The organism is Candidatus Pantoea communis, from assembly GCF_011752685.1.
In the GTDB taxonomy this organism is placed as follows: Bacteria; Pseudomonadota; Gammaproteobacteria; order Enterobacterales; family Enterobacteriaceae; genus Pantoea; species Pantoea communis.
The window spans coordinates 88735-106062 of record NZ_VWXC01000007.1 but is presented as its reverse complement, the minus strand read 5'-3'; the positions used below and the strand labels follow the sequence as shown (position 1 = coordinate 106062).

Here is a 17328-nt window from a genome sequence, read left to right as displayed (position 1 = left end):
AGTCACTGCGACAGATAAGGAGCAACTATGGCAGAGCAACCCATTATCAAACTGCACGACGGCAATATGATGCCGCAACTCGGACTCGGTGTCTGGCAAGCGAGTATCGAGGATGCCCGGGCGGCGATTGTCGAGGCCCTAAAAGTAGGCTATCGCTCGATTGATACCGCCGCCATCTACAAAAATGAGGAAGCCGTCGGTCAGGCACTGCAGGACACCGATGTCGCACGCGAAGATATATTCATTACCACCAAACTGTGGAATGACGACCAGCAGAACGGTCAGCAGGCGATTGAGACCAGCCTGAAGAAGCTGCAACTGAAGAGCGTCGATCTCTATCTGATGCACTGGCCGTGCCCGGAAAAAGATCACTACGTTGAAGCCTGGAAAAAGATGATTGAGCTGCAACAGCAGGGCTTAACCAAAAGCATTGGCGTCTGTAACTTCCATGAAGCCCATCTCAAACGCCTGATCGATGAAACAGGCGTCTCGCCGGTGGTGAACCAGATTGAGCTGCACCCGATGCTGCAACAGCGCACCCTGCATGCCTGGAACGCACTGCATCAGATCCAAACCGAATCCTGGAGCCCGCTGGCGCAAGGCGGTAAAGGAGTATTCGATCAGGAGATCATCCGCGAACTGGCGAAGAAATACGGTAAGACGCCAGCGCAGATTGTCATTCGCTGGCATCTGGATAGCGGATTAGTGGTGATTCCAAAATCGGTGACGCCGGAACGTATTCGTGAAAACTTCCAGGTGTTCGACTTCAGACTGGAAAAACCCGAGATCAGCGAGATCACTAAGCTGGATAAAGGAAATCGTTTGGGGCCGGATCCGGAGAGCTTTAACGGCTAAGTCGGCACCGTTTAACCGCCAGGCGGATACGGTCAATGCGTGCTCGCCTGTATTGGCTTCACAACAGCCATGCGGTCATGCGCGGGTTGCTATGAATCGTGACCCTGTCGATTTGACGATCTGTTGTAAGGTGCGCATCGCTGCGCACCTTTTTTCTTATGGCACCGGATTGACCTGCAACTGCCCCGCCGTGCCGCGGTCGGCTAATTCCAGCGTCTGGCTGTAGTAGACAAACGGGAAGTGATCCGACGAACTCTGCGGGAAGCTCACCAGCAACTCCACATCACCATCCACCCATACCGTATCTTTCCAGCCGCGATCTTCGCCCATCGGCTGTGCGCCATTGACGCTTTTGATCAGGAACATCACGCCCTGAATATGCAGCGATTGCGGGCGATCGGCATGGATAATCCAGCGTTCAAAGGTGCCCTGCTGCACCGTGGTGTCGATGCGGCTCATGTCCCACAGTGCGCCATTGATGCCCGGCACACTGTCGCCAATGCGGAATTCGCGCGTGCGTACCGCCACGCCATCCAGAATCTGATCCGCTAATAAACGCATCGGCAGATTGTCGGTAACCAGCGGCAGTAAGCCGGTTGGCCGCAGGCTCAGAACCAGCGTGTTGGCGAGGATGGAGGAAGGTTCAAACAGACCACGCAGGCGATCCATCAGGCCCGCCGCAGTTCCTGCCGTAATCGAGACTTCATCGCCCTGCGACATATCCACCAGCACTTCACGGCGTTCACCGGGTGCCAGCGACAGCGTTTGCACCGCAACGGGCGCAGGCAGGAAGCCTTGATCGCTGGCAATCACGGTAAACGGACGATTATCCGAGAAGCTCAAATCAAAGCGACGCGCGTTCGAAGCATTCAACAGGCGCAGACGCACCCAACCACGCGACACCTCGACATACGGATTCTGCACGCCGTTAACCAGCAACGTATCTCCGAGGAAACCGCCGTCTGATGGTGGGTTATAAACCGGCGTGGCAAAGTTATCGAGACGCTTGTCCTGGATAATCAGCGGGAAGTCATCAACGCCATAGTGTTTGGGCAGCGGCAGCGCTTTGCTGACGTCATCTTCAATCAGCCACATGCCCGCCAGACCGTTGTAGACGTGTGGCGCCATACGATTTGGCGTATTGGCGTGATACCACAAGGTCGATGCGCCCTGACGTACCGGCAATACCGGCGCCCAGTCAACGCCGGCTGACATCATGCGCGGTGCACCGCCCATTAAGGCACCCGGCACCTGCAATCCACTTACCGTCATCGCCACCGGTTCGTTGAGACGGTTGCTGTAAATCAACTTCACGTCATCGCCGCTGTAGACGCGCACCGTGGGACCGAGGTACAGGCCATTAATACCCCAGACCGGCACTTTATTGTTATTACCGCTAAATGACCAATGGCTGCGTTGCAGCGTCAGAAAGAGCGGTTGGCCACGGCGAGACTCAAGCAGTGGCGGAACAGGAAGCGGCACATCGCCCATCGGAGCCGCAGCGTAGGCGGCATAAGGCATGCTACTGGTCGCCAGCGCAACACCGGCGGAAAGCTGAATAAACTGACGTCTGCTGCAAGACATAAAACTTCAGACCTTTTGAGCGGGGCGTGAAGACGCCGTGTCCATGTTGTTCTTGTTAGTGAGTTTTTGCTGTGATGAGCACGGGGCAGCGTTTCTACCCCGTGGATGGCTAGAGTTTACCGTTTTTTTCGCGTTCGGCGACTTCGGCGTTCAATTCTTCCAGCTTAGCAGACATTAATTCGCGGCAGTGGGTGGCTAATTTGCGCACCGAGGTGGTTTCAAACTGTTTGGTATCCACTGGCGGCAGCATTTCAACAATCACCAGGCCGTTGTTCCAGCGATTAAGTTTCACTTTGCCGTGGGTATTCGACACCACCACAGGGATGATCGGCACACCTGCTGCCACTGCAGCATGAAACGCACCGGTTTTAAACGGCAGTAAACCACGGCCACGGCTGCGGGTACCTTCCGGGAACATCCAGAATGAAATCTTCTTTTTATTAAACTGCTCGACCAGTTCACCGATGGTGCCATGCGCTTTTGCGCGGTTATCACGGTCAATCAGCAAATTACCGGTCAGCCAGTAGAGTTGACCAAAGAATGGGATCCACAGCAGGCTCTTTTTGCCGACGGTGACCGTGGTCGGCTGCACGATCTTCGCCGCCGTGATCATGTCGTAATTGTTCTGATGGTTGGCAATGTAAATCGCATTGCCATAGCTCTCCGCGTCGGCGGGTTTGCGCAGCTCGACTTTGACGCCAAACACCGTCGACAGGCGACCAAACATGTGGCCGAACGTCGCCACATGGCGAGGATTACGCGGTGAGAACAAACACCAGATACTGCCGAAGATGCACACCAAAATCGAATAAACGATAACAATAATCGTGCGTAAAATTAGTAACATAGCTTCCTCAAGTTGGGCAATCCATTGCCTGGTCAGTCTTATTCTTCGCTACTGGCGTCACTTTTCGGGCGCGCTGGCGCGTTCACTTCCACGCTATCAATGCGCTGCAGGCCACGCGACACGCTGCCACGACGACCGCGATCGGCACGCACTTTTTGCAGATCTTCATCGCGCATAATCAGCTTACGTTTGCCGACATACAGGGTAATCGAGCTGCCCGGCGGCAGAATCAGCAACCACTGCAGCTTATCCACGCCCGCAGCGGCATCCGCTGATGGAATAGAGATGATTTTATTACCTTTGCCTTTCGACATCTGTGGCAGATCGCCCACCGGGAACATCAACATACGTCCGGCCTGGGTAATCGCCAGCAGCATATCATCGCCCGAATGCACCGCCATTGGCGTCATCACTTTGGCATTGTCTGGCAACGTTAGCAGCGCTTTACCGGCGCGGTTGCGCGAAATCAAATCGGCAAAGGTACAGATAAAGCCGTAACCCGCATCGGAGGCCATCAACAGTTTTTGGTCGTCCGCTTCCATCAGCACCTGTTCAAACGCGGCACCTGGCGGTGGCGTCAGTTTGCCGGTCAGCGGCTCGCCCTGCCCGCGCGCCGACGGCAACGAGGTTGGATCCAGCGTATAACTACGGCCGGTGGAGTCGATAAAGGCCACTGGCTGATTGCTCTTACCGCGTGCGGCGGCGAGGTAACTGTCACCGGCTTTGTAACTGAGACCGGTTGGATCGATATCGTGGCCTTTGGCGCTGCGCACCCAGCCCATCTGCGACAGCACAATCGTCACCGGCTCGGCACTCACCAGCTCGGTTTCGCTGAGCGCTTTAGCTTCTTCACGCTCATGCAGCGGCGAACGGCGATCGTCACCGTAGGTCTGGCTATCTGCCAGCAATTCTTTCTTCAGCAGGTTGCTCATCTTGCGTTCGGACGCCAGAATCGCCTGCAGTTGATCGCGCTCTTTCTCCAGCTCCGCCTGCTCACCACGAATCTTCATCTCTTCCAGTTTGGCGAGATGGCGCAGTTTCAGTTCCAGAATGGATTCGGCTTGCGTATCGCTGAGTTCAAAGCGCGACATCAGCACTTGCTTAGGCTCGTCCTCGGTACGGATGATGTGAATCACTTCATCAATGTTGAGGAACGCCACCAGCAAACCTTCGAGGATATGCAGGCGGCGCAGCACGCGCTCTAAACGATAGTTCAGGCGGCGCGTCACGGTATCGCGACGGTACACCAGCCATTCAGACAGGATCTCCAGCAGGTTTTTCACCGCCGGACGGCTATCCAGCCCAATCATATTCAGGTTAACGCGATAGCTCTTTTCCAGATCGGTGGTGGCAAACAGATGATTCATCACCTGCTCCACATCCACACGATTCGAGCGTGGCACAATCACCAGACGCGTTGGGTTCTCGTGGTTGGATTCATCACGCAGATCTTCCACCATCGGCAGCTTTTTATTGCGCATCTGGTTAGCGATCTGCTCCAGCACGCGCGCACCGGAAACCTGGTGCGGCAGTGCAGTGATCACCACATCGCCATCTTCTTTCTTCCACACCGCGCGCTGACGGATCGAACCGCGCCCGCTTTGGTAGATTTTACGGATCTCGCTGCGCGGCGTGATGATCTCGGCTTCGGTCGGATAATCCGGGCCCTGCACAATATCCAGCAACTCATCCAGCGTGGTGTTGGGTTTGTCGATCAGCTTCACCGCCGCTTCCGCCACTTCACGCAGGTTGTGCGGTGGGATATCGGTGGCCATGCCCACGGCGATACCGGTGGTGCCGTTCAGCAGGATATTCGGCAGACGTGCCGGCAACATCTTCGGCTCCTGCATGGTGCCGTCAAAGTTCGGGATGTAATCGACCGTGCCTTGTCCCAACTCACCCAGCAAAATCTCGGCATATTTGGAGAGGCGTGACTCGGTGTAACGCATCGCGGCGAAGGATTTGGGATCGTCCGGCGCACCCCAGTTGCCCTGACCATCCACCAGCGGGTAGCGATAGGAGAACGGCTGTGCCATCAACACCATCGCTTCATAACAGGCGCTGTCGCCATGCGGATGGTATTTACCTAATACGTCACCGACGGTACGGGCAGATTTTTTGAATTTGGCGCTGGCATTGAGGCCCAGTTCCGACATCGCGTATACAATTCGGCGCTGCACCGGCTTGAGGCCATCGCCGATATACGGCAGTGCGCGGTCCATGATCACGTACATGGAGTAGTTCAGGTACGCGTTTTCCGTAAATTTGTGCAGGGCAAGACGCTCTGCACCATCCTGCGTCAATTCGCTCATTAAGCTCGCATCCTCACTTCGTGGCCCGCAACGGCGGGGCATCCGGCGCTCATTTGGCGAGGATAGTACCTTATTCGTGCGAGTTAGTCACAGGGAAGCCAATGACCGCAGGCAGAATCGTATGGCATTAAATAACGTGATATCGGTTGGAAAATGAAAAAGGAATGAGATCAATATCACAATGAATATCCCCATTAATATGTGAGCATGATCGCAATTAATTATTAACTATTTCAGGTGTATTAAAGCTGTCCGTAATCATGGACAACATTTAGTATTGTTGCTTACACCGTCCTTTCCTAAATTTATACTCCATAAGACATCAATATTGCGCTCCTGATTTCTGGCATGAAGAAATAGATAACGAGGAAATAATCTTAAAAACGCTTTGCCAAAATAAAGGGTGACCGAATGCAAATACTGACTTCGCGACAACACCGTTTAGTCAAACTGCTGTTGCAACATGCTGCACCGCAGCCGATCAGAGAATTAGCCCTACAGTTGGGCGTGTCAGAAAAGACGATTCAGCGCGACTTGCAGTGGCTGGAAAGCTGGCTTGGTAGCTGGTCACTGACGCTGGAGAAAACCCCAGGCCGCGGCGTGCGTTTGCGGGTTGATGATATCCAGCAGCGCCTGCAACTGGAGCAGCAACTCAACGGCGATGAAAGCAGTGCCGATGCGCTGGGGCAAAACAGCCGCCGAGTAAAAATTGCCTCGCAGTTGCTGAGTGACGCGCCGCGTGCAACCTCCATCAGTAAGCTGTCGGAACGCTATTTTATCAGCCACGCCTCGATTGTGAATGACCTGAAAGTGATTGAAGAGTGGCTACAACCGTTGGGTTTGACGCTGCAACGTGGGCCAGGTGGCACCCATATCGAAGGTAACGAACAGGCGCTGCGTCAGGCAATGGTCTCCCTGATCAATGATGTGATGCAGCAAAACGTTGCTGGAACGCCGCTGTTGCCACGTCTCGATCCCGGCAGCCAGCAGGCACTGGTGCATTATTTTGGCGATGAGGATGTGGCTTTTGTGCAGACACTGCTGCAACAGATGGAGCAGCAACTCAGTTACCCGCTGGGCGATGCCTGGTATCTGAATCTCTGCACCCATATTCTGATCATGATGCACCGGATGGCGCAGGGGAATGCGCTGGCACTGGCAACTCTGGCCACAATGCAGGATCTCGATCAGCGCATTTTACTGATTGCCCAGCAAATGGTGACGCAGATTGAACAGCGGATGTGCTGTGCCCTGCCCGCCGATGAAGTGGGTTTTATTTATCAATATATCGTGTCATCCGGCATTGTGGTGGAAGAGCGCGGCGATAATGCGCCGATGCATAATCAATTCTGCACCGCAGAGTCCGTAAAAATAACCTGTGAATTAATTGATCGTTTCGCAGCCTTTATTCAGCAAGATTTAGCGCAGGACCGATTATTATTTGACGGCTTACTGGTGCATATAAAGCCACTATTAAATCGACTCAAATATCATATTCATATTCGCAATCCGCTGCTGGAGGATATTCAGCAGGAAATGAAAGGCATATTTTCGTTAACGCACCAGGCGATGCAATTAACCGCTCGCACTTACGGGCTTTCGCCAGTGGCTGACGATGAAATCGGTTATCTCTGCGTGCATTTCCAGGCCGCGCTGGAGCGGCAAATTGCCCATAAACGCATTCTGGTGGTGTGTTCCAGCGGCGTGGGGACGTCGCATCTGCTGAAAAGCCGCATCTTGCGGGCATTCCCTGACTGGGAAATCGCGGGTGTGGTCTCCGCCAGCAATCACGCCGCGTTTTGTCAGAACCAGACAGTGGATTTAGTGATCACCACTATCCATCTCAACGCCGGGCCTATTCCGGCAGTGTATGTGAGTGCATTTTTTAACGATGACGATATCCGGCGGGTCACTGACGCCATGATTGGCAGCCAGCTGCCGGACGGCGCGCACTGCGCGTTGGCTGAACATTAATTGAATGAGGTAAAACCCATGGACATTTCCCGCATTCTGACGCCACGCCGCGTTAACCTGGCACTCACTGCCACCACCAAAGAAGAAGTGATCAACGAACTGACCGATCTGCTGTATCAGGACGGCGCCATCACCGATCGTGCAGCCTTTATTGAAGATGTCTGGCTGCGTGAAGCTGAGGGCTCAACCGGGTTCGAAAACCACGTTGCCATTCCGCACGGCAAGTCTTCCGCCGTCCAACACACCACATTAGCCATTGGGCGTACCCAACAGGATATCCCCTGGGAAACGCTCGATGGCAGCCAGGTGCGCTGCATCATCCTGTTCGCGGTGCGACTGGAAGATCAGAACACTACCCATATTCGCCTGTTGTCGCAGGTGGCCAGCGCGCTGGCCGATGATGAGGTGATAGCCCAACTGCTGGTGGAAAACGACCCCAGCAATATCATCCGGCTGTTTAGCCAGTACGCCGAAACCGACCTCTGTTAATCCCCTAACTCTTTGAGGTGACACATGAATATCGTCTGTGTAGCGGCCTGCACGGCAGGCATCGCGCATACCTATATTGCGCGTGAAAAACTGATCAAAGGCGCTCATGCACTGGGCCACACCATCCACGTTGAAACCCAGGGCACCATCGGCACTGAAACCGCGTTGACGCGTGAAGACATCGCTGCCGCTGACGTGGTGATCCTCGCCATTGATGTGAAGATCAACGGTGAAGAACGCTTTCAGGGCAAACCCATCGTACGAGTGAAAACCGAAGTGGTGATCAAGTCACCGGTGAAATTCCTCGAAAAAGTGGCGGATTCACTGGCGCGTGCCTGAGGAGATCCATCATGAACGACAACAAACGTCAGTACGGACAAGAGATCAAAGGCCATCTGCTCACCGGGATATCCTGGATGATCCCGCTAATCGTCGCCGCCGGGATCTGTATCGCGCTCGGCCAGGTGATTGGCGGGCCGGATGTCGGCAAGCAAACCGGCACTATCGCCTGGATGTTGAATCAGATCGGCGGCTGGGGCATGGGCTTGATCGTGCCGCTGATCAGCGCGGCCATCGCCTACTCCATCGCCGATCGTCCCGGCTTTGCGCCCGGTTTGATCGTCGGTTTTATCTGCGGGCAGATCGGCACCGGTTTTATCGGCGGTATGCTCGGCGGCTTCCTGGTGGGTTACACGGTATTGCTGTTGCGCCGCACCATTAAGCTGCCGCAGTCGATGCAGGGGTTGATGCCGATTATGGTGCTGCCGGTGTTGAGCACCATTATCGCCGGTCTGTTGATGATGACCTTTATTGGCCAGCCGATTGTCTGGCTGCAGAAGGCGCTGATTCATCTGCTGGAATCGATGCAGGGCGGATCGAAGTTTGTGCTGGGTGCGGTGCTGGGTGCGATGGCGACTTTTGACTTCGGCGGCCCCATCAACAAAACCATGTCGCTGTTCGCCGACGGCATGCTGGTCGACGGGATTTATGGCCCGGAAGCAGTGAAGTTTGTCGGCTCAATGATTCCGCCGTTTGGCATCACGCTGTCGTATCTGCTGACGCGCCATAAGTACACCAAAGCGGAGAAAGAGGCGCTGAAAGCCGCCTTCCCGATGGGTATCTGCATGATTACCGAAGGGGTGATTCCGATTGCGGCGCGTGACCTGCTGCGTGTGGTCGGCAGCTGCGTGGTGGCCTCTGCCATCGCCGGTGGGCTGATTATGGTGTGGGGCGTGGAAGCACCGGTGCCGCACGGCGGCATGTTTGTGGTGCCGCTGTTCACCAAACCGCTGATGTTCTGTCTGGCGCTGGGCATCGGCACCGTGGTGTGTGGCGTGATGCTGTCGCTGATGAAGAAGCCAGTGACGCAGGCAGATGAAGAGTTCGATGACGTGGAAGCCCCTGGCGTCCGCGACGAAGAGATCAAATTCACACTGGAATAAGGAGCCACCATGTTTGCCATGATGAATGACCTGATTCAGGCCGCCGCTAAGCAGCAGTATGCCGTGCTGGCGATAAACTGCTTCAACCTTGAAACCGCGCGGGCGGCGATTCAGGCCGCCGAACAGCAGCGTGCACCGCTGATATTGAATGTCTATCAGGGTCACAGCACGCACTTCCCTCCTGCTGTGGCCGTGCCGCTGGTGCAGGCGCTGGCGAAAGACGCCACGGTACCGGTTGCCCTGGCGCTGGACCACGGCAAGGCCTTTCCGCTGATTGGTCAGGCATTCCGCGCCGGGTTCACCGGGCTGATGATCGATGCGTCCGCCGATCCGCTGGCCGAAAATATTCGCCAGACCGCAGCGGTAGTGAAGATGGCGCACACCGCTGGCGTTTGCGTTGAAGGCGAGCTGGGACATATCGCCGATGCGCCGACCTACGAGTTAGCCGATGCCTCCGTGAAGATGACGCAGGTTGCCGACGTGCTGCCGTTTATCGAGCAAACCGATATCGATTTGCTGGCGATTTCAGTGGGCACCGCGCACGGCCTTTATCCGGCAGGCGTGAAGCCGAAGATTGATTTCCAGCGCTTGCAGGAGCTGCATGCGGTCTCAACACGACCATTGGCACTGCATGGCGGTTCGGGCACACCCGCCGAGGATATTCGCCGCGTTAGTCAGCATGGTGTGGCGAAGATTAACGTCGGTGCCGCCGTGTTTGATGCCGGTAAAAACGCGGTTGAGCAGGCGCTGAAACAGCATCCGCACGCGGAACTGGCCGATCTGCTTGGGCTGATGGAATCCGCCTGCCGTGAAGTGGTGATTGAGTATCTGAGCTGGTCGGGATCGGCTGGCAAAGCGTAGTTCGCGGACGCGCCAGATCGCCATAAATGTCACCCCTACGGGGCCCCGTAGGAGACGGATTTATGCATAGCGTTGAAAAGAATACACGTGATTTGACGCATTAATACGCACCTGAAACGCCGCTTTGCTCATCGCGATTTAAAGCAGCGGCAAGATAAAGCGCGATAAGTCGCGCAGCGACAGGAATCAGAAGCATTTCCCTTTTATCCATCATCGGGTCGGCGCACGCGTCGGCTCTGGTAAAACTCACGTTGAGGAAATATTAACATGTTGATTTCAATGAAAGAGATGTTGGCACCGACTCGTGAACACCGCTACGCCATCGGCGCATTTAACGTAGCAGACAGCTGCTTTATCCGTGCCGTGGTGGAGGAAGCCGAAGCCACTAACACCCCGGCGATCATCTCGATTCACCCGAGTGAGCTGGAGTTTGTGACCGATGAATTCTTTGGCTATGTGCGGGAACGCACGCTGAAGAGCAAAGTGCCCTTCACCATTCACCTCGACCACGGTGCATCGATTGCGCAGGTGCTGCGCGCCATCCAATGTGGATTTACGTCGGTGATGATCGATGGATCACTGCTGCCGTACGAAGAGAACGTGGCGCTGACCAAAGAGGTGGTGAAGCTGGCGCATTCGGTGGGCGTGTCGGTGGAAGGTGAACTCGGCACCATTGGCGATACCGGCACCACCGTGGAAGGTGGCGTTAGCAAGGTGATCTATACCGAACCGGCGCAGGCAGAAGATTTTATCCAGCGCACCGGCGTCGATACTCTGGCAGTGGCAATTGGCACCGCGCACGGTATCTATCCAAAAGATATGAAGCCGGAACTGCAGATGCATATTCTGAAGGATATTGCTCAACGCACCGATATTCCGCTGGTGCTGCACGGGGGTTCTGCTAACCCGGATGCGGAGATTGCTGAGGCGGTGACCCTCGGCGTGGGCAAAATCAATATTTCCAGCGATATGAAGTACGCCTACTTCGCCAAACTGCGCGAGATTCTGGCACGTGAAACCTGGTGGGATCCCAATGTGATTTATCCGGAAGCGATTACCGCCGCCAAAGCAGTGATCCGCTACAAGATGAATCTGTTTGGTGGATTGGGTAAAGCGAGTTTGTATCGCTGAGTACCCGAATGGGGCCACGTTGCCCCTTTTAAGCCACGCAATAATCGCGCCGCTCCAGTAGCGGCGCGATGCATCAGGCCTGAGTTTACTTAATCACACCCAGCCACTGCGAGGCGATCTGCGCATATTCGCCGGTGGCGGTGCTGAGATGTAGCCACTGATCGACATACAGTTTCCAGCTCATATCATCACGCGGAATCATGTAGGCTTTCTCACCGTATTGCATCGGCTTATCCGGATTGATGGCACACAGCGTGGGGTAATGCTTCATCTGGAACAGCGCTTCGGACGCATCCGTGATCATCACATCGGCTTTCTTATCCACCAGCTGCTGGAAAATACCGACGTTATCGGCCAGTTGCAGCGTCGACTGCGGTAAGTGGCTGTGCACAAAGGCTTCATTGGTGCCGCCAGCCGGTTCAATCACCCGCACGCTCGGCTTGTTGATCTGCGCGACGGTTTGGTATTTGTCTTTATCATCACAGCGCACCAGCGGGATTTTGCCATCCACACCCAGCGGCTCGGCAAACCAGGCTATCTGCTGGCGTTTTAAGGTAACGGACACGCCACCCAGCGCGATATCACACTGCTTCGCCACGAAATCGTCACTCATGGTTTTCCAGGTGGTCGGCACCCACAGCACTTTGGCGCCCAGACTTGCCGCCAGTGACTTCGCCATGCTGATATCCAGCCCTTCATACTGCCCATCGCTGCGCAGATAGCTGTAAGGCTTGTAGTCTCCCGTGGTACAGACTTTCAGGGTTTTACTGCTACGAATCTCGTCGAGGTGGGATTGCGCCGACGCAGCGCCACTCACCAGAAGTAATGCACTCAGTATCGCGGTTTTCATGGTTTCTTCTTTTTTATGTTGATGTTGGTTTGCGCGCGGATTGTTGCATAGCCCTGCGCATTGTTGCTTTATTAGCAAAAGTCTTGTGATCAATCACGCATTTTTTTGCTTCGCCTGCGCGCGTACAGTGTGCGCCATCAACGGGAAACGGAGCGAATCATCCATGAGCAATATTTTAATCATCGACGGCGGTAAAACTTTTGCCCACTCGAAAGGCGAACTGAATCACACCCTCACTGACGTGGCAGCCAGCCAACTGCGCGATCTGGGCCATAACGTAGTTGTCACCCTTGCAGACAGCGATTACAACGTGGCGGAAGAAGTGCAGAAATATCTCGACAGCGATGTGGTGATTTATCAGATGCCTGGCTGGTGGATGGGCGAGCCGTGGACGGTGAAAAAATACATTGATGACGTGTTCACCGAAGGCCACGGTTCACTGTATGCCAGCGATGGTCGTACGCGCAGCGATGCGGGCAAAAAGTACGGTTCAGGCGGTCTGATTCAGGGCAAAAAATACATGTTATCGCTGACGTGGAACGCACCGCTGGAAGCGTTTAATGATCCTGAGCAGTTCTTCGAAGGCGTGGGCGTGGACGGTCTCTATCTGCACTTCCACAAAGCCAACCAGTTCCTTGGCATGGAAGGTTTACCGACCTTTATCTGTAACGATGTGATCAAGATGCCGGACGTGCCACGCGATATCGAACGTTATCGGACTCATCTCAGCCAGATCTTTGCTTAACTGTAAGCACACCGGGAAAAGAGGAAGCGCTATGTTAACCGTCGTTGCAGAAATTTGCGTCAAGCCAGGCCGCCGTCATGTGGTGCTGGATGCCATCAATAAACTGATCCCCACCGTGCTGGAAGAAGAGGGTTGCCATCAGTATGACGCGCTGGTTGACCATCAGGCGCAGGTGCCGTGGAAGCAAAATTCCCCAGATTCCATTTTCATGCTGGAGCAGTGGGAATCGCTGCGCCATCTTGAGCAGCATCAGCAAATGCCGCATATGGATGCGCATCGCGCCACGATTAAAGACGATGTGGTGGATGTGAAGATCCTGGTATTAGAGCCGGTTCGTTAATCGTCTAAGCCTCTGCCTGTGCAGGGGCTTTTTTATAGCAGGCGATCTTGTTCAATCTTCTCGCGCAGAAAATCGAGAAAACAGGTAATGCGCGAGGTGAGTGACTGGTTGCGGTAATACACAGCATGAACCGGCAGACGCCATTCACGCGTTTCCTGCTCCAGCACCTGCACTAAATCACCCCGCTCACGATCCTTACGGCTGACAAAATCAGACAAACGTGCAATACCCTGGCCTGCCAGCGCCAGCTGACGTAGGGTTTCTCCGCTGGAAGCCGACAGCGTGGGTTTAATTTGCAAAAACTCACCTTCACGCTGCCATACGGGCCAGACATTGTGTGCATCCAACTGACTGAAGCCGAGCAGCTGATGAGCTGCTAACGCCTCTACCGTGGCAGGCTCGCCATGCTGTTGCAAATAAGCCGGGCTCGCCACCAAACGCGTAGCGCTGCTGCCCAACACGCGGGCGCGCAATGTGGAGTCACGTAACTCGCCGACGCGGATCGCGATATCGGTTTGCTGTTCCAGCAGATCGATCATGATGTCGTCGGTATTCAACTCCAGCTGGATCAGCGGGTAACGCTGTCGAAATTCCGCCACCAGCGGCACGATCACATGCAGCATAAAGGGTGCGTTGGCATTGATGCGCAATCTGCCAGAGGGGATATCGCGACGTTGGGCGATCTGCTCTTCCGCCCTTTCTACCGACGAAAGGATCTGGCGCGCATGATCGAGGAAGATCAAGCCTTCTTCGGTGAGCGCGAGACGCCGCGTGGTGCGGTGCATTAGCGTGGTTTGTAATTTGCTTTCCAGCCGACTCAACGCCCGGCTGATACCAGAACTGGTTTGATCGAGCTGCTCGGCCGCCGCCGTGATTGAGCCGGTATCCACCACCGCCACCCAGGCGCGTAGCTCTTCCAGTGTGATTTTCACGCATTCTATCCTTTCGCATTGCACCGTCTGGCACAGTGGTACGGTTTTAGGCGGCAGGATAACACAATTGCCATTGCTGCCCCGCCACTCACGGCAGGACAGCACTTATGGTGATTATTTTGCGGGATTAGGCGTGACCTGCCAAATTTCAGAAACAATTTTACCCGCGCGGTAGGTCAAGATGTAGCTCACGTTCAACGCATTTTTACCGTTAAAGTGCACCTGTGCTGAAACCGTGCTGCCTTTAGGATTGCTCGCTTCAGTGAGGTTATTCACGGTGTATTGCAAATTTCCCTGGGCAGTGCTGAATTTGCTCCATACCTGCTGAATGGCATCGCTGGAGTTATAGGCCCCATCCAGCGGTCCTCCAACCCACTCCAGATGCGCGTTATCGGCATAATGCGCCATTATCTCAGCCATATTACCCGCAGCAATCGCCTGAAAATGCGCTCGCGCATTATCTGCATCAGCGGCAAAACTTTGTCCCGCTGACAAAGTGAATAATACAGTGGAAATCAATAATGGTTTAAGTTTCAACATATATAGCTCCTTGGTTTTATTATTTATCTTTTACAGCTTGAGGGTATCAATAATTTTTTGTGTAGCACGTTCTACCTTTGAAAGACTCAAATCCTGGTTCAATACATAGGCATATTTATTATCGCGAGTGAACACCAGAGCCTGACGAGGGTGGTCAAAGCCTGTAATAGTGGTAATAACACTCAGTTTCTTAACATCAATGACTGAGACGCTATTATCAATGAGATTGCCACTGTAAACAAACCCCCCATCGGGAGAGAGTGCAGCGCCATAGGGTTGCTCCCCCACGGGAATTGAAAGCATGATCTTTTGACTTGCAATATCGACAACGGCCACCGTATTACTTCCGCTATTAGCAGCGAACAGTGTTTTACCATCATCCGTGACCGAAATGGCGCGGATTTTATTGAATCCGCTAATCTCTCCAATAATTTTATTTCCTGCGGTATCCACTATAGTGATCTTATCCCCGAGGAAATTCGTCACATACAAACGATGTCCATCAGGGCTCAGTTGCACACCTTGTCTCGGTTGGGCAAAACCTTTAATCACAGCCTGCGCAACACCCGTTTCAGTGTTCATCACTGTCACCGAGTCGCTGGATTGATTGTTCACGTACAAAGCTTTACCGTCAGAGTTCAGCGCCGTACCAAACGCTCCGGGCCCAATAGCGTATTGGTTAATTGTCTGGAAAGATTCACTATCAATACGATCCACAACACCTTTGCTGCTGTCTGAGATATAAAAACTTTTCCCATCCGGTGCAAAGATGATATTGCGTGGCGTCACGTAATTTTTTAACACGCCCTGAACCTTGCCATTGACTAAATCATAAATGACAACTTCAGAATTCTCACTGCTGGCAACCACTGCCATTTTTTCATTCGGATTCATGGCGAGGGTATTATTTTTTATCGCTCCATCAAAAGTTACCCTGTGCACTTCATGCTTGTTGTCATTCTTAGCATAAAGTGTGCTCGGAAAATAAAAAGATATCACCCCAGCCAATATCACTGCCGTCGTTGAATAGCGAAGAATTCGCATCTCATTTCACTCCTGTAAATCATCAACCTTCATGGATGACGTTGATGATAAGATGCTTCACATAATGCATTATTCCCTGATGCTTCATTTAAATTTAAAAAATTCAGGTCAGCGTATTAATTATTAGTTCCAACTTCGGATTACTTAGATTTTTCACCGTGCCGACCATTGCATAATTCAAACCGTGACAAGATCCATATCGCGCCTGAAGTCCGTGATCAGTGCGCTGACCACTTTTCAGCAAGGGATGACGTGAATCCGGTTGGCGAAGATAGAAGCTGATGGTGTGTCCTGATGTATCCTGGTATAGCACCATGGCTGCTGCACCTTGCTCAGTTGCGAATAAACGTCCGCTCACCGGACTAAAGCCGGCCGATTGTAAATCAGGTAAGCGTGCGTCTGAGCCCACGTGCTGATTCAACCAATTATTTAGTGTATCTGGCTGATGCTGAACAACATCAGCGCCAATACTTCCATCGACAACCATCAGTTTATAGGCTTCTATCGCATCACCCATTGGCGCAACATTTTGATTTCGCCAGTCATGCATTTGCCATCCCCCCGCTGAACTTAGCCCAACGCAGAGCACAAAGCAGGCGGCCAGTTTAAGGCGTAAGCGCGATCGCTGGACGTGACGTGCCCGAATAAATGCTGGATCAAGCCTCTCAGGCAAAAGGGGCAACTGAAATTCAGAGAGTGCAGTTCGCAGGTGTCGCGCCTCCCACTGCCAGGTCTGAACTTGCCTGGCAATTTGCGGTTGCTGGGCAATATAACGTTCAATGATGGCACGCTCATGATCGTTAAGCTGATTGTCCACATATGCATGCAAGTCGTGTTCGTTCGGCGGAATTCTCATTTCATTACTCTCAACGTCGTTCGTGGGACGTTACCCTCACAAAGATGGTGCATGGCTTTTCGTGCCCGTGACAGACGGGACATCACCGTGCCAATCGGCACATCTAGCATGACTGCCGCCTCCTGATAGCTAAACCCCTCAATGACGATGAGAAGTAGCAAGCCTCGTTGCTCTTGAGAGAGGTGGTTAAAAGCAGCCAGCATTCCTTGTGTTGCCACTTCATCTTCCGCTGATGGCCAGTACTCAGCTTCTTCATGCTTAAACTTGCTCAGTAATCCCCAATAACGTGCCTTACGCCGTTTATCCGCCAAAAATTGTCGGTAAAGGATGGTGAATAACCAGCTTTTCAGCGATGCCTCTTCGCGTCGCATCGACCACTTCGTCAACGCACGCACCAGCGCTGATTGCACCAGATCATCGGCCTCGTGAACGTCACGCGTCAGCCAATAAGCAAAGCGGCGCAGCCGGGGGATCAGTTCCTTTATTTGATGGTCAATGTCGTTCCTGGACATAAAGCAACTTTTGT

General features: G+C 53.6%; 18 protein-coding genes. 9 read left to right on the top strand and 9 right to left on the bottom strand.

Going from position 1 to position 17328, the window contains the following annotated elements; translation table 11 throughout:
- Positions 1-27: 27 nt before the first annotated feature.
- Complete coding sequence (gene dkgA, locus F3J37_RS11410; RefSeq protein WP_166933461.1) at positions 28-855, top strand: 2,5-didehydrogluconate reductase DkgA; 828 nt, start codon at positions 28-30, stop codon at positions 853-855.
- 156 nt (positions 856-1011) lie between these two features.
- Here dkgA and ftsP read toward each other — a convergent pair whose 3' ends face one another.
- The 3 genes from ftsP to parC form a co-directional block, all read right to left on the bottom strand.
- Complete coding sequence (gene ftsP / locus F3J37_RS11405; protein ID WP_058961926.1) at positions 1012-2439, bottom strand: cell division protein FtsP; 1428 nt, start codon at positions 2437-2439, stop codon at positions 1012-1014.
- 109 nt (positions 2440-2548) lie between these two features.
- Positions 2549-3286, bottom strand: coding sequence for a 1-acylglycerol-3-phosphate O-acyltransferase (locus F3J37_RS11400; protein WP_058961927.1), 738 nt, complete (start codon positions 3284-3286; stop codon positions 2549-2551).
- Between the two features lie 38 nt (positions 3287-3324).
- Positions 3325-5598, bottom strand: coding sequence for a DNA topoisomerase IV subunit A (gene parC / locus F3J37_RS11395; RefSeq protein WP_166933459.1), 2274 nt, complete (start codon positions 5596-5598; stop codon positions 3325-3327).
- Positions 5599-6009: 411 nt separating this feature from the next.
- Between parC and F3J37_RS11390 the strand changes: the two genes are divergently transcribed.
- From F3J37_RS11390 to F3J37_RS11365, 6 genes are all read left to right on the top strand, one after another.
- Positions 6010-7572: a BglG family transcription antiterminator gene (locus F3J37_RS11390; RefSeq protein ID WP_097118136.1), complete on the top strand. Its 1563-nt coding sequence runs from the start codon at positions 6010-6012 to the stop codon at positions 7570-7572.
- Positions 7573-7590: 18 nt separating this feature from the next.
- Positions 7591-8061: a PTS sugar transporter subunit IIA gene (locus tag F3J37_RS11385; protein ID WP_034828413.1), complete on the top strand. Its 471-nt coding sequence runs from the start codon at positions 7591-7593 to the stop codon at positions 8059-8061.
- A gap of 24 nt (positions 8062-8085) precedes the next feature.
- Entirely contained in the window at positions 8086-8400 is a 315-nt protein-coding gene (locus tag F3J37_RS11380) for a PTS fructose transporter subunit IIB (protein WP_034828411.1), read from the top strand.
- Positions 8401-8411: 11 nt separating this feature from the next.
- Entirely contained in the window at positions 8412-9503 is a 1092-nt protein-coding gene (locus tag F3J37_RS11375) for a PTS fructose transporter subunit IIC (protein WP_034828408.1), read from the top strand.
- Between the two features lie 9 nt (positions 9504-9512).
- Positions 9513-10364, top strand: a complete 852-nt coding sequence (locus F3J37_RS11370; RefSeq protein ID WP_160868638.1) for a class II fructose-bisphosphate aldolase — start codon at positions 9513-9515, stop codon at positions 10362-10364.
- A 267-nt stretch (positions 10365-10631) separates the two neighbouring features.
- Positions 10632-11495, top strand: a complete 864-nt coding sequence (locus F3J37_RS11365) for a ketose-bisphosphate aldolase (RefSeq protein WP_034828403.1) — start codon at positions 10632-10634, stop codon at positions 11493-11495.
- A gap of 85 nt (positions 11496-11580) precedes the next feature.
- Here the strand turns inward: F3J37_RS11365 and F3J37_RS11360 are convergent, their stop codons facing one another.
- Positions 11581-12345 (bottom strand): transporter substrate-binding domain-containing protein, encoded by a 765-nt coding sequence (locus tag F3J37_RS11360; RefSeq protein WP_166933457.1) that lies wholly within the window; start codon positions 12343-12345, stop codon positions 11581-11583.
- Between the two features lie 163 nt (positions 12346-12508).
- Between F3J37_RS11360 and F3J37_RS11355 the strand changes: the two genes are divergently transcribed.
- Both F3J37_RS11355 and F3J37_RS11350 read left to right on the top strand, forming a co-directional pair.
- On the top strand, positions 12509-13090 hold the full coding sequence (locus F3J37_RS11355) for an NAD(P)H-dependent oxidoreductase (protein ID WP_034828398.1): 582 nt from the start codon (positions 12509-12511) through the stop codon (positions 13088-13090).
- A gap of 31 nt (positions 13091-13121) precedes the next feature.
- The gene (locus tag F3J37_RS11350) at positions 13122-13430 is read left to right on the top strand and encodes a putative quinol monooxygenase (protein ID WP_058961933.1); all 309 of its coding nucleotides are present in this window, start codon (positions 13122-13124) and stop codon (positions 13428-13430) included.
- A 32-nt stretch (positions 13431-13462) separates the two neighbouring features.
- Here F3J37_RS11350 and F3J37_RS11345 read toward each other — a convergent pair whose 3' ends face one another.
- The 5 genes from F3J37_RS11345 to F3J37_RS11325 form a co-directional block, all read right to left on the bottom strand.
- A complete protein-coding gene (locus F3J37_RS11345; RefSeq protein WP_166933455.1) occupies positions 13463-14362 on the bottom strand; it encodes a LysR substrate-binding domain-containing protein in 900 nt (299 codons plus the stop codon).
- A gap of 114 nt (positions 14363-14476) precedes the next feature.
- Complete coding sequence (locus F3J37_RS11340; RefSeq protein WP_052127544.1) at positions 14477-14902, bottom strand: nuclear transport factor 2 family protein; 426 nt, start codon at positions 14900-14902, stop codon at positions 14477-14479.
- Positions 14903-14932: 30 nt separating this feature from the next.
- Positions 14933-15946: a beta-propeller fold lactonase family protein gene (locus F3J37_RS11335; RefSeq protein WP_166933453.1), complete on the bottom strand. Its 1014-nt coding sequence runs from the start codon at positions 15944-15946 to the stop codon at positions 14933-14935.
- Between the two features lie 103 nt (positions 15947-16049).
- Positions 16050-16802 (bottom strand): anti-sigma factor family protein, encoded by a 753-nt coding sequence (locus tag F3J37_RS11330; protein WP_166933451.1) that lies wholly within the window; start codon positions 16800-16802, stop codon positions 16050-16052.
- Positions 16799-17314, bottom strand: coding sequence for a sigma-70 family RNA polymerase sigma factor (locus F3J37_RS11325; protein WP_034828390.1), 516 nt, complete (start codon positions 17312-17314; stop codon positions 16799-16801). Before F3J37_RS11325 ends, F3J37_RS11330 begins: the two co-directional genes overlap by 4 nt.
- Positions 17315-17328 lie beyond the last annotated feature (14 nt).

Coding starts and splice junctions, on each gene's coding strand:
- F3J37_RS11370 (WP_160868638.1), top strand. CDS start 9,513: ATGTTTGCCATGATGAATGACCTGATTCAGGCCGCCGCTAAGCAGCAG.
- F3J37_RS11390 (WP_097118136.1), top strand. CDS start 6,010: ATGCAAATACTGACTTCGCGACAACACCGTTTAGTCAAACTGCTGTTG.
- F3J37_RS11385 (WP_034828413.1), top strand. CDS start 7,591: ATGGACATTTCCCGCATTCTGACGCCACGCCGCGTTAACCTGGCACTC.
- dkgA (WP_166933461.1), top strand. CDS start 28: ATGGCAGAGCAACCCATTATCAAACTGCACGACGGCAATATGATGCCG.
- F3J37_RS11380 (WP_034828411.1), top strand. CDS start 8,086: ATGAATATCGTCTGTGTAGCGGCCTGCACGGCAGGCATCGCGCATACC.
- F3J37_RS11335 (WP_166933453.1), bottom strand. CDS start 15,946: ATGCGAATTCTTCGCTATTCAACGACGGCAGTGATATTGGCTGGGGTG.
- F3J37_RS11400 (WP_058961927.1), bottom strand. CDS start 3,286: ATGTTACTAATTTTACGCACGATTATTGTTATCGTTTATTCGATTTTG.
- F3J37_RS11375 (WP_034828408.1), top strand. CDS start 8,412: ATGAACGACAACAAACGTCAGTACGGACAAGAGATCAAAGGCCATCTG.
- parC (WP_166933459.1), bottom strand. CDS start 5,598: ATGAGCGAATTGACGCAGGATGGTGCAGAGCGTCTTGCCCTGCACAAA.
- F3J37_RS11325 (WP_034828390.1), bottom strand. CDS start 17,314: ATGTCCAGGAACGACATTGACCATCAAATAAAGGAACTGATCCCCCGG.
- F3J37_RS11360 (WP_166933457.1), bottom strand. CDS start 12,345: ATGAAAACCGCGATACTGAGTGCATTACTTCTGGTGAGTGGCGCTGCG.
- F3J37_RS11355 (WP_034828398.1), top strand. CDS start 12,509: ATGAGCAATATTTTAATCATCGACGGCGGTAAAACTTTTGCCCACTCG.
- F3J37_RS11340 (WP_052127544.1), bottom strand. CDS start 14,902: ATGTTGAAACTTAAACCATTATTGATTTCCACTGTATTATTCACTTTG.
- F3J37_RS11365 (WP_034828403.1), top strand. CDS start 10,632: ATGTTGATTTCAATGAAAGAGATGTTGGCACCGACTCGTGAACACCGC.
- ftsP (WP_058961926.1), bottom strand. CDS start 2,439: ATGTCTTGCAGCAGACGTCAGTTTATTCAGCTTTCCGCCGGTGTTGCG.
- F3J37_RS11350 (WP_058961933.1), top strand. CDS start 13,122: ATGTTAACCGTCGTTGCAGAAATTTGCGTCAAGCCAGGCCGCCGTCAT.
- F3J37_RS11330 (WP_166933451.1), bottom strand. CDS start 16,802: ATGAGAATTCCGCCGAACGAACACGACTTGCATGCATATGTGGACAAT.